A 12364-nucleotide genomic window follows, 5' to 3' on the forward strand; every position below is an offset into this window, starting at 1 on the left:
TTTTAGGTATTCGTAATTTACAGGCAAAGTGGTCATCTCGGGCTTTGCCTATAAAATAACCAAAAAACCGCTATTTGCTGGGCATGGGGTATTTTTTGGGTAAATTGCCCCATATTTGGGAAAATATCTAATTTTCAGATAAGCGTGTGAATCTTCAGGAAAACGATATCGGGAAAGATAAAATTGACTTTCTGGTCAAAAGCACTTTTTGGTCAAAGTCTTCATAATCGAAGCATATATTTACAATTTCTGTAATATCTAGTAATTACTGGAAATTCTGTAAATCGGGCGTTGAAATGAATTCCGCAAAAAAAGAATTTGAGAATCTTGTGTATCAAGGGATAAAATCCCAGGGACTCGATGAACTTTGCTCTAAATTATTAGCAATACTTTACTCTGAACCGGATCTGCTAACTTTAGAAGATCTTTCTACTATGACTGGGTATAGTTTTTCAGCAGTTAGTGCAGCAATGAAAATGCTCAGTGGAATAAAATTAGTGGAAAAAACAAAGAAAGCTGGTTCTAAAAAATTGTACTTCTCAGTTCAAAGAGATATGCTGACACTGACAATTAAGGCAGTAAAATCCAAGAATGAACTCATGGTCAGTCCTGCGATTAAAGATCTTCCAGCAATAATTGAAAGATGTAAAACTAGTAAAGCAGAGGACTCCGAAGAACTGCTCAAAATAATCGAAGATTATTATCAGCAAATGATTTCATTAGATTTAATTTTTAAAAATCTTGTTGAATTTACAGAAAAAATTCAAAACGAGGTGAGTAAAAAATGAATCCGAATACAAATCTAACATATTTGCTTTTATTAGTTTTTGCCGTTAGCTTAACAGGAATTCCTATTGTTGATGCAGAAATTTCTAGTTATGCATGCGTAAACGCAGAATTACAGGAAATAAGTCCCAGTTCAATAGGTCTCGATGAAGAATTCACCTTGGGAATTAATCTTGAGAGCTGCGGTACTAAAACTCCTGAAGATATTACTTTTGAGATAATCAGTATCCCCTCAGATATAATAGTTACAGAAAATTTAGTTACTAATGTTTCAAAATTAACTTATAGTACAAGTGAAAGGTACCTGATATATCACATGAGAACAACCCCTGATGCTAAACCTGGCCCTCATCTTATCAAAATGAAATTAACATATGCAAACAAGCCAGTTGACACTGAAAAATATTACGAAGTTGAAATAAGGGTTATAGGCGAAGATGCTGAACCAAGAGTATCTTCTGTCGAAACCAGTCCCGAATATATCTATGAGGGAGATACAGTTGACTTGAGATTGGGCATAGAAAACTATGGGGAAGCAATAGCAAAATCTGTGGTAGTTAATTTGGATCATGAGTTTAAAGGAATTAAAACTTCTACAATTGGAACTCTTGGCTTAAATGGCAGTCAAACTGCATTATTCAAGTTTAAGGCAAACAGGTCAGGAGAGTTTAAAATCCCTGTCATTATAGAGTATGAAGATGATTTTGGCAAGCAACAAGATGAATATACGATTGGAATAACTGTGCTTGACAAAAAAGGAAGTTTGAATCTTGCATCTGTAAAGGTCGATCCTGTTCTTCCTTACATGGGTGATACTGTAGAATTGACTATGAGAATCGAAAACTCTGGTGACAGATCAATAAATTCAATAAGAGTCTATGCTGACCATCCATTCAAAGGATTAAAAGAATCCTTTATAGGAACTCTTGACCCAAATGAAGACGGGCCTGCAGTAATTACTTTTATAGTTGATCAAGCAGGAGAATACGAAATCCCTGTAACTATTACTTATAGCGATGATTTTGGTGAAGAACAAATTGAAACGAAAATTAATCTTATAGTCCTGGAAAGTAGTGGTGGAGCAGGAACCGCTGCAATTGTATTGCTTATCCTGGCAGTTATCGGAGGACTAATTTACACTAATTATAGAACAAAAAAGTCAAAAGATGAGATAATTAAGCAGTTAATGGAAGGCAGCGGTGACTCTGCTAACGATGAAAAATAATGAGAGGTCTCCAGCATGATCAACGATATCAGAGTGGGAAGCCTCATTGCATACTGCAGTGTAAAAAGAGGAAACAAAAAAACACTAATGTTCATAGTTTTTGTTCTCTCACTCATTTTTATGAACCTGGTATTCCTTCCATCAATGATAGGAGGAATGACTGTTCTATTTACTGGATTTATGCAAGACTACCCTTACGGGGATATTGTCATTGAGCCAACAGGCGACAACACATATATTAACAATGCTGATAGCGTCTTGCAGAAAGTCAGAGCGGTCGAAGGTGTGAGAGCTGCAACAAAACGACTGGACGCTGGAGCATCTATTGAGCATAAACAGAAAGTTGTAGGAGTGACTGTAACAGGGTTGCTTCCCACAGAAGAGTATGAAATCTCACAGTACCCATATATTATCAGTGAAGGAGATTTCTTAGGAGAGCTTTCCCGGGACGAGATTATCATTGGTGCTATGATCGCGGGTACAGGTTTTGGATCAGAAATATATGATAACCTGGGTGAAGTAAGACCAGGATCGCTTGTTGACGTAACATACAGCAATGGCGTAAAGAGGACCTATAAAGTCAAAGGCATCATGGAAGGCACATTTGAACTTGTTGATCTTAATGCTTTAGTTCACTATAAAGAAATCGAAGAAGTTTATGGTTTAGAAGGAAGTAAGGCTACCAGTGTAGTTGTAAGGATTGACAAGCAAGGAAGTGAAGAACAGGTACAGGATAAAATCAGAGAAGCTGGGGTGAATGAGCAAGTTTTCACATGGGCTGATAAGTCAGAAACTCTCATAAAGCAAGCAATGCAAAGCATGGGTGCTATAGATGTCATGTCAAAGTTTGTGAGTTTGATCGTGGGTGCAGCACTAGTTCTTATCATTATCTATATCAACGTACTTAATAGAAAAAAAGAGATTGGGATTTTAAAAGCAGTAGGCGTTACTCCAAGATCAATAGTATTATCCTATGCGTTCCTTAGCATGTTCTATGTTTCTTTAGGAATACTCGCAGGATTGGCTTTATATTTTTCACTTATGCTTTACTTCCAGGCAAATCCAGTAACATTCTACGAAACCATGGAAATAAGACCCCAGATCGATCCTATGCTGCTTATTGAAAGCATAGTTACCATGCTTATACTATCAGTGATAGCCGGGACACTCCCTGCCTGGAGTGTATCAAGGGAGAGCATACTCAAAGCAATATGGGGACGATAAAAATGATCATAGTAAAGGACCTGAAAAGGTATTATGGGACTGGGGCAACTGCTGTCAAGGCTCTCAAGGGCGTTTCGTTCGAAATAAAGAAAGGGGAATTTGTAGCGATAATGGGTGCGTCCGGAAGTGGAAAGACGACTCTGCTAAGGATACTGGCGTTACTGGACGACGCAACAGATGGAGAATATACCATTCGGGGATTACAGGTTTCCAGCTTGCCTGAAGCAGAAAGAAGTTATTACAGGCTAACACAGGTCGGTTATGTCTTTCAGGATTATGCACTCATTAATGAAATGAGTGCTGCAGAAAATGTTTATATCCTTTCCATGATGGAAGGGAAATCAAAGAAGGAATCTTATGAAACTGCTCTTGAAGCACTGGATAAGGTTGGCCTGAAAGGAAAACATAACAGGATTCCTGATGAATTATCCGGTGGAGAAAAGCAAAGAGTAGCAATCGCAAGAGCCATAGCAAAAAAGCCTGACATATTGTTTGCTGACGAGCCGTGTGCAAACCTGGACACTAACAACTCAAAACAAGTACTGAATGTGTTCAAAGAACTGAATGAAAAATATGGCCAAACAATTGTAATGGTAACGCATGAATTATGGCATACTGAGTATGTTGACAGAGTACTTACTCTTGAAGATGGCAATTTAGTTAGCGATGAGAAAAAACGAAATCGGTAAAGAATAAGGGATTTATATGCAAAGCTTTTTACTTCTCTGCCTTTAGTCTCCTTAAAACAGGAAATTTTTCCGGAAAACTGTATAATTTGCGGGCAGAAAAAGCTTTTTCGTGTGGTACAGAACTCCCAAATTTTCTAACCAAATTCGCCCTGTAAAAGAGAAGAATTGGAACCGAAGTCTACACTGAAGAAATCAGATTAATGCAAAAAAAGTTAAATATGAATTTATGCTGCCCGAATTGCCGCCGAAACCCCCGCATCCCTGCAAATCAGTTCAGCCTGCTTGAGGATATTTTCAGTAGCGAGTTTCTGCATGTCCGGGGGGTAGCCGTACTTTTTTAACAGTCGTTTTACACTTACTTTCATCTTTGCCTGGATGTTTTTTCGGAGGGTCCAGTCAACACCTGCGTTTTTCCTGATGATTTTTACAAGTTCTGCAGCCATGAGCTTTAATGTCTCATTGCCCAGAACATCCACAGCGCTTTCGTTGTCTGCAAGTGCGTCATAAAATGCGATCTCCTCTTCGCTGAGGCCAGCTTCTTCGCCTCTTTTGTCGGCTTCGCTTATCTTTTTTGCCAGGTCGAGGAGTTCTTCTATGACCTGAACGGTATCAATGCCCCGGTTTTTGTATTCGTTGATCGCCCGCTCAAGCATTTCGGCAAAAGATTTGCCCTGAATCAAGTTTCTGCGTGACCGTATCTTGATTTCGTCGTACAGCAGTTTTTTCAGGACCTCATATGCAAGGTTCTTTTGCGGGAGATCTCTAACTTCAGTGAGGAAATCCTCAGACAGGATCGAGATGTCAGGTCTTTTTATTCCTACCGCGTCAAAAACATCGATGATTTCTTCATTCGCAATCGATTTTGAGACAAGCTCTTTTATTGCCGAATTCATTTCATACTTTGATTTTGCAGGCTTTCTGTCCACCTTTACAAGAATGGCTCTTACAGCCTGGAAATATGCAAGTTCGTCCCTTATCCGGTCTGCCTCAAAATGCGGGACTGAGAGGGCGAAGGCTTTGGAAAGTTCGGTTACGTGCTGGATGAAGCGCTTTTTCTCCTGCGTCCTTTCATCTTCCGTCCGGCCCTGTGAAAGGATGAAATCCGCTCCTTCCCTTACGATTGTAAGTTTTTCTTTCGGGGATGTTGAAAAGATACGCATGTAATCAAAGCCGTAGAACATGTCCTGCACGATTTCGTATTTTTCGAGCATCAGCTCAACGGCTTCGTCCTTGTAGTCCGCAGGACTGCCCCGGCCTCCGCTTCGCGTGTAGTTTGCCATGGCGTATTTGAGATCGTAGAGGAGCCCCACATAGTCAACTATAAGCCCTCCAGGCTTGTCTCTGAACACCCGATTTACGCGAGCTATTGCCTGCATGAGGTTGTGCCCCTGCAGCCATTTCAGAAAATACATGGTGTGCAGGCAGGGAGCATCAAAACCTGTAAGCCACATATCGCAGACAATGACCATGTTCAGGGAATCAGCCGGGTCCTGCATCCTGTCCCGGATCTTTGTCCTGCGGCTCTTGTTCCGGATATGCGGTTGCAGAATTTCGTCATCTGCGGCACTGCCGGTAATGATCACTTTTATTTTGCCTTTAAGGTCGTCCTCACTATGCCATTCCGGACGGAGGGCGGTTATTTCGTTATAGAGATCAGCGCAGATCCGCCTGCTCATGCAGACGATCATGCCTTTTCCATCCATAGCGTCTTCAAGCCTTTTTTCGAAATGGAAAACAATATCGTATGCAAGTTTTTTCAGGTTATCTTCACTTCCGACCACGACTTCAAGCCTTGACCAGCGAGACTTGAGTTTTTCGGCTTCGTATGAATCCCGGTCGTCGGTTATTTTTGAGAACTCCGTGTCCAAGGTCTCTCTTGCCTCTTTTACAAGGTCAAGCTTTGAGAGACGGCTCTCATAGAAGATGCGCACCGTAACTCCATCGTTTACAGCCTGCTCAATATCGTAAATGTCTATATAGTCCCCAAAGACCGCAGGAGTGCTCCGGTCATCGAGTTCGATGGGTGTGCCGGTAAACCCGATGAAAGACGCATTGGGGAGAGCATCTCTCATATGCTTTGCAAAGCCGTAGGAAATTTCCGCAACTTTTTCATATTCCACAACCCTTTCCCGGAATTTTGCATCAAACCCGTACTGGCTGAGGTGGGCTTCGTCAGCAATTACAATAATGTTTCTCCTTTCCGAAAGGGTCGGAAACTGGTCTTCTTCATCTTCGGGCGAGAACTTCTGGATTGTTGTAAATACAATCCCGCCCGAGGCAACAGCAAGGAGTTCCCGGAGGTGTGCCCTGTTTTCCGCCTGCACAGGCTGCTGACGCAGGATTTCACTGCAGCGGGCAAAGTTATCAAAGAGCTGTCCGTCAAGGTCGTTTCTGTCCGTAAGCACGACAATGGTCGGGTTGTCGAGTTCAAGCGCCAGTTTTCCCGTGTAAAAGACCATTGAAAGGCTTTTTCCCGACCCCTGCGTGTGCCAGACGACCCCGCATTTCCGGTCCCCTTCGGGCCTGGAAGCAAGTTTCGTCTTCTCCACAGCCCTGTTTACGGCATGGTACTGGTGATATCGGGCAAGTTTCTTGATAATTCTCCCCCGGTCGTCCTCAAAAACAATAAAGTGCCTTATAAGGTCAAGGAGAATTTCCGGTCTGCACATCCCCCGGAGCAGGACCTCCATTGGCGGTACCTTAAAATCCGCAACCTTTTCCCCGTCAACCGTTTTCCAGGGCACGAACCATTCCCGGTTCGAAGTGAGTGTCCCTGCCATAGCGTCCTGCCCGTCACTGATCAACAGGAACGAATTGTACCGGAAAAGCGCCGGAATTTCTTTTTTGTAGGTCTGGAACTGTTTGTAAGCATCCCAGATAATTTCCTCATCCTCAAACCCGTTCTCCTCGTCCGGCCTCTTTAACTCGACAACCACAAGCGGTAACCCGTTAACAAAGAGTATGATATCAGGCCGCCGGTTGTTCCCGTCTTCTATAATGGTAAACTGGTTAATTGCAAGAAACTCATTTTCCAGAGGTTTCCCAAAGTCAAAAAGCCAGACCTTATCATAGACGGTTTCCCCATCCTGACCCTGAAACTCAACATCAACCCCATTTACCAGCATATTGTGAAAAGCCCGGTTGTTGTGTACGAGGTCCTGACTCTCTTCCCGAAGCACCTTTTTTACTGCCTCTTCCCTGGCTTCTGACGGAATTTTCGGGTTCAGCCTGTCAACTGCAGCTCTGAGCCGGTGCGGCAGAACGACGGTCCCGAAATCGTTCCTTTCAGCATCCTCTGTTTCCGGCGCAATGTCCGGGCCGTAAAGGTAATCGTAGCCAAGCTCGGAGAGGATTTCAAGGGCTGCAGCTTCAACTTCGGATTCGGGAATGATGGTGGGAATAGACATTTCTCCTTTATGTGTTGTTTTTTTGTCTGGTTTTTCGGGGTTTGCCTTTTTCAGGGCAGTTTTTTGCTTAAAAGAGAGGTTCTGTCTTTAAAACACAAGTCTAAAAATTATAATTGTGTATCCCGGTAAATTTATTTAAGTGTAGCTATTTCGTTGTGTCACCCGAGTTTCGCGTCGGGAGCACGAGGTCCTTTTCGCTGCGCTCAAGAGGACTACTATATAAATATTTTTGTAGCAAATTAACCTGCGCATATCTTTTTTAATATATTTTTTGTGTCGGCGGCGCAGTCCATCGTTTCGAAAAACTCATTGAATAAAACGGAGCCGGCAAAAAGAATTGATTTGAATAAAAACCCGGCAGGCGGCTTTGAATAAATGTTTTTTTCGAAAACCGGGGGGACCGCATTAGCTGTCTTTGTGGTGTCTTGTCACGCTCGAAGAGCGGCAATTTCATAAAGTCAGAAAATGGAATTCGGAGTAAAAAACCCACTGTAAAGAAGCCCATAAAAAGCTGTCAATTTCCATTAAGGCACTAACTTATGACTCATCCAATTAATGAATAATATCGGGCAAATCGGTAATAAATTCTGCATCTGTGTACATCTACAGAATGTGAGTAAAAAGAACCATTTTAAAAATACCCTTGTCATAAAATGCTGAGATCTAAGGTATTTGTTAGGCGAGTTTTAAGAGAGTTTCAGAGGTCGCAGCTTCAGCTTATGATTCGGGGATATAATTGGAATAAAGTGGGTCCCTTATTTCTTACTTTTATGTTATACTTAACTAGTACATTTATACAGATGTAAAAATATTAATCGCGTTACTTACTACTCTTATTTAATTCATTTGAGTTTTAAGAGCCAGCTTAGCTTATCTAAAATATAGATAGGTCATTTATGCTTAAATGTGATACACAAAACATGTTAATTTTTATATTATTTACATTAACTTATTATTCAGGAGGTATTTGAATACAACTTTCACAGGGATCAATGAAACTAATTGATGATGTTGTTAAAAAAGCATCTGAAGGAAAAGTAATGCTTCCTGATTTTCAAAGGAATTTCGTTTGGGCTCGCAGTGATGTAGAAGATTTGCTTAAGAGTTTACTAGAAAATATGTTTATTGGAACATTTTTAATACATCACATTGATCCGGATAATCCTCCATTTAGTGTAATTCCGATTGAAGGAGTAAAATACATAAATTCTGATTTCATTCCGAGACCCGAAATATTGATTCTTGATGGACAGCAGAGGGCAAGTTCAATCTTTTATGCTCTATATTCTCCCGACATTCCATTGAAAAACACCACCAATCCTTATGCTTTTTTTATAAACTTACGCGCGCTTATTGAAGATGACATAGATAATGCAATATTTAGCTGGTCTAAATATTGGAGGGAGTACAAAGAGCTACTTGACGAGGAAGGCAACTATAAAATCGATCTTCTGGTTGCAAAAGGCTTAGTGCCGCTTACATTTTTTACAGGAGATTTTTCAGATATTTGGTACAAACATTATAATCAAAATTTCTCAGAGGCGGATGCACATAAAATCCGTAATAATTATATTAAGAAATTAACCGATTATTCCATACTGACCTTAAATGTGCCTTTAAGTGAAAAACCCGAATCTATAGCCACTCTTTTTGAAAGGATAAACCGAACAGGAGTTAAGTTATCGGTATTTGATCTACTTGTAGCCAGACTTTATAAGTACATAAATATGAGGAGTGAATGGGAAAAAGCCTTTGATGAAAACATTTTGATCCAGCAATTTTCTGAATACAGTAAAAGAAATACGAAAGTACCGTACTACCTTGTTCAATCCTTGTCCTTGTATCATGGTTTAAGCATAAAAGCGAGAGATATGCTAAACGTCGATGAATCGATAATTAATCTGGGCAACTGGGAAAAGGTTATTAAAACACTTGAAAATAAGGTATTGATTCGATTATTAGATCCGAATGAGTTTGGGATTGCAAAAGAAAACTGGCACCCTTACAAACCTATGGTAGTCATCCTGACTTCATGTTTTCTGAAAGAATCCGTTGATGTTGATAAAATTTCAAAGTGGTACTGGTCATCCGTGTTTACTGAAAGATACGCTGGGTCCACTGAAACAAAACTTACAAGAGATTATAAAGAATTGTCAGCTTGGTTTGAGGACAATGAAAAAGTTCCAGAAGTTGTAAAGGAAATGAATAATATCGTGGACAAAACATTTACACTTATTGATAAAAGTAACAGTGGTAATTCTGTGTATAAAGGAGTCTTCAATCAATTATTCATCAACAACGCTAAAGATTTTTATGAAAATGACAAAATTAAATTTTCTATACAAGAACTGGACGATCATCATATTTTCCCTCAAAAATATCTGGAAAACAAACTTGTAAAGGAAAATGTAAATTCCATACTAAACAAAACGCTGATTACCGGCAAAACAAATGGAAGAATAAGTAGAAAGGCCCCAGCTACTTATTTATCGGAAATGCTTGAAATTAATCATAATGATGATGGCAAGGTTATGAATATCCTTGAAGGCCATTTCATTAACAAAGAAATGTATGATTTAATGTTGCGGGCAAAAGAAGACACAGACCCTGCTGAAGTCCAAAGAATTTTTGAAGAATTTATCTCTTTGAGAGAAGATTTAATAAAGGGAAGGATAAAAAGCTTGATTGAGTAAGCTAATAATTGTTCTATTCCCCTCTATTGACCTTTCTTTTTCAATTTTTAATTTTTTGATGCCCTTAGTGCTGCCCCAGTTCTCATTTTTCACTCATTTGAAACTCTCTTTTTAAGATATTGGAGCTGTTCTCCGATTCTTAGTCCCTCAAGAGGAATCTGGTAATTTGAAATGTGAGGCAGCAAATATTTTCTGTATTTCTCACCCGCAAGAAAAATGAATTCATCCTCTTCCAGATCGACTTCCTTTTTTATTTGATCGATTACGCAATCTGCCCATTTTCTGATTTCTTCAGATGTCATATTGTTCAATGTTTTATCATAAGGCTCAATTTCCCTTTCTAGATCTACCAGACCATATTTTGCAGAAAGAATGAATATCTTATCAGGGTTCAAAGATTTTGCATATTTAAGGTTGTATTTGAAAAGAGAACTAACATACAGATCTTTCGCCTTTGATGCACAAGGTAATTTCTTACTTACGCAAGATATCAAAGCAATTTTTGACATTTTAACAGTCAACCCTTATTTTCCCTGAAAGGAGTTTGGGGAGCAAGGTGTTGCGGAGTTGGGATAACAATCTATTCTGTTTTTGTCTTCCTAGCTTTTCATTATGGAGTGATAAAGCCACTTCATTCCACGCAGTAAGAATTGGATCATTTGGAACAACTATTTGAAAGCTCCCAACACTTGCAAGACTAACATTAGCCTGAACACCTTGAACAACAGATTTCATCGCATACTCTTGAATTCGTTTACTTTTTAGGTGTTCTAGAACTAATGATAAGTACTCTTGTCCATTTAATCGTATAAATGCAATAGCTTGATTAATATTAGAGTTGTGCAAGTCATTTTCCACAATAGAAACTCGTCCTATTGTTCCAGCTATTGAAAACAACAAATCATTTTCGGAAAGAATGGAACGCTTCAATGCACCCTTATGTATTGATTCGTGAATGAGTTCCAACCCTGCCCTATTTATTTGCCCATCATCCGCTATATCTTTTACTTTAATGAAGTTTATCGACGGAGTGCCTTCTGCATCTGTAATCTGTTTTTTAGATGGCGTTGTTCCTTTGGAAATAATTTTGCTCATTTCCTTCAAATCAACAACTTTCCACCCCTCCGGAATCTTCCCCAATTCCGAATCTACCATCCTGCCGCCGCTTGATTTGTAAGGCTTTCCATTTTCATCCGGGAACTCGAAATCGATGAACCAGCGTTTGAAAAGGGCTTGGGCGATTTGTTCTAAATTTTTATTCATCTGGTGGTTGAGATCGATTTTTTCATCAAAGGAGGTGAGAACTTCTGAGATGGATTTCTGTTCTTCAATTGACGGAACACTTACAATAATTTGGTCAAAATTATTTCTGGTTATTGTGTCAAAAACAGAACCATGAGTGTTCTTCTTTATATCTCTTATGTTGTTTTTAAGTAAATAATATAGGAAATCATTGATTATTTGTTCTTTTCCGTTCAGTCCATAGCATGATTGATTGAAAGCCATATCACAAGCCAACTGTGCGATTTCCCCGACTGTGCCTCTTGCTGAAATAATGATGTGTCCTTTTTTTAATATTTTTGTGGAGCTTTCCCTTAGTCCTCTTTCAGTTATAGTTTTTTCAGTTTTATAAACGAATCTGTTATCGTTATTAAAATCAACAACTGATAACCATGGAATATCACCGTTCCAATAATCTTTAAATGTGGTTCTTGGTGTTCCACCACCTATAATTTCAATTATATCGCTGAGTTTGCGGATATTCCAATTTTCAGGTATTAATCCAATTTCCGTTTCTTTAAATTTGCTTTCAATCATTATTCGGACTCCAATTTAATATCAAAGAAGTACTCAAGCCCGCCTGTATTGTCCATTACTGTTTCGGTCTGAAAAGTATCTCTTTTTTGAATACTATTTTCTTCATAAACAATGTCTACTGTTGAAGTTATTAACTTATAATCTCCTTTTCCGTCTTCATCTTCGTAGTCGTCGATCGATATACAAGGATTTACAAGACTAGAAAAAATAACTGAAACTTCTTTTCCATTTATTGTGATTGTGTCCATATTATCTATTTGACTTTCAACATAATCTTTAAAATACTCATTATAAATATGATCGAAAAGAGTCTCCTTTTCTAAATATTTCATGAATGGGGTTGTTTTCAAGTATTCAATGAAGATTTCTTCTAATTCCTCAATTACTATTTTCCAGTCATTGCAAATTATGAGACGTGTTCCTACTAGTGTCGTGGCAACTTAATTTTGAGTCCTATTTATAAGCTTTGAATCCCATCTGTATCTTCATTCATGGCAAAAATAAAACTTGAAGAAGATGAAG

The 12364-nt window shown here is 39.2% G+C and carries 9 protein-coding genes; 5 read left to right on the forward strand and 4 right to left on the reverse strand.

Annotated elements, in window-relative coordinates:
• Positions 1 to 296: 296 nt before the first annotated feature.
• Genes EO93_RS13945 through EO93_RS13960 form a run of 4 tightly spaced genes read left to right on the forward strand, consistent with a single transcriptional unit; the run spans position 297 to position 3924 of the window.
• Positions 297 to 788 (forward strand): GbsR/MarR family transcriptional regulator, encoded by a 492-nt coding sequence (locus EO93_RS13945; protein WP_048163142.1) that lies wholly within the window; start codon positions 297 to 299, stop codon positions 786 to 788.
• Positions 785 to 2011: a COG1361 S-layer family protein gene (locus EO93_RS13950; protein ID WP_048163144.1), complete on the forward strand. Its 1227-nt coding sequence runs from the start codon at positions 785 to 787 to the stop codon at positions 2009 to 2011. The genes EO93_RS13945 and EO93_RS13950 overlap by 4 nt, the downstream gene beginning before the upstream one ends.
• Positions 2012 to 2026: 15 nt before the next feature.
• Positions 2027 to 3235 carry an ABC transporter permease gene (locus tag EO93_RS13955; protein WP_048163145.1) on the forward strand — a complete coding sequence of 403 codons (1209 nt, stop codon included), beginning with the start codon at positions 2027 to 2029 and terminating at the stop codon, positions 3233 to 3235.
• Between the two features lie 2 nt (positions 3236 to 3237).
• Positions 3238 to 3924: an ABC transporter ATP-binding protein gene (locus EO93_RS13960; protein ID WP_048163147.1), complete on the forward strand. Its 687-nt coding sequence runs from the start codon at positions 3238 to 3240 to the stop codon at positions 3922 to 3924.
• Positions 3925 to 4148: 224 nt separating this feature from the next.
• Here the strand turns inward: EO93_RS13960 and EO93_RS13965 are convergent, their stop codons facing one another.
• Positions 4149 to 7331 (reverse strand): type I restriction endonuclease subunit R, encoded by a 3183-nt coding sequence (locus tag EO93_RS13965; protein WP_048163148.1) that lies wholly within the window; start codon positions 7329 to 7331, stop codon positions 4149 to 4151.
• A 992-nt stretch (positions 7332 to 8323) separates the two neighbouring features.
• Between EO93_RS13965 and EO93_RS13970 the strand changes: the two genes are divergently transcribed.
• Positions 8324 to 10024, forward strand: coding sequence for a DUF262 domain-containing protein (locus EO93_RS13970; protein ID WP_052735466.1), 1701 nt, complete (start codon positions 8324 to 8326; stop codon positions 10022 to 10024).
• An 89-nt stretch (positions 10025 to 10113) separates the two neighbouring features.
• On the opposite strand, the gene EO93_RS13975 is transcribed toward EO93_RS13970, so the two are convergent.
• Genes EO93_RS13975 through EO93_RS13985 form a run of 3 tightly spaced genes read right to left on the reverse strand, consistent with a single transcriptional unit; the run spans position 10114 to position 12174 of the window.
• The gene (locus tag EO93_RS13975; RefSeq protein WP_048163163.1) at positions 10114 to 10533 is read right to left on the reverse strand and encodes a DUF6884 domain-containing protein; all 420 of its coding nucleotides are present in this window, start codon (positions 10531 to 10533) and stop codon (positions 10114 to 10116) included.
• Position 10534: 1 nt separating this feature from the next.
• Positions 10535 to 11842 (reverse strand): restriction endonuclease subunit S, encoded by a 1308-nt coding sequence (locus tag EO93_RS13980; protein WP_082107665.1) that lies wholly within the window; start codon positions 11840 to 11842, stop codon positions 10535 to 10537.
• Positions 11842 to 12174, reverse strand: a complete 333-nt coding sequence (locus tag EO93_RS13985) for a hypothetical protein (protein WP_048163152.1) — start codon at positions 12172 to 12174, stop codon at positions 11842 to 11844. The genes EO93_RS13980 and EO93_RS13985 overlap by 1 nt, the downstream gene beginning before the upstream one ends.
• Positions 12175 to 12364 lie beyond the last annotated feature (190 nt).

Source organism: Methanosarcina sp. 1.H.A.2.2, assembly GCF_000979975.1.
Classification (GTDB): Archaea; Halobacteriota; Methanosarcinia; order Methanosarcinales; family Methanosarcinaceae; genus Methanosarcina.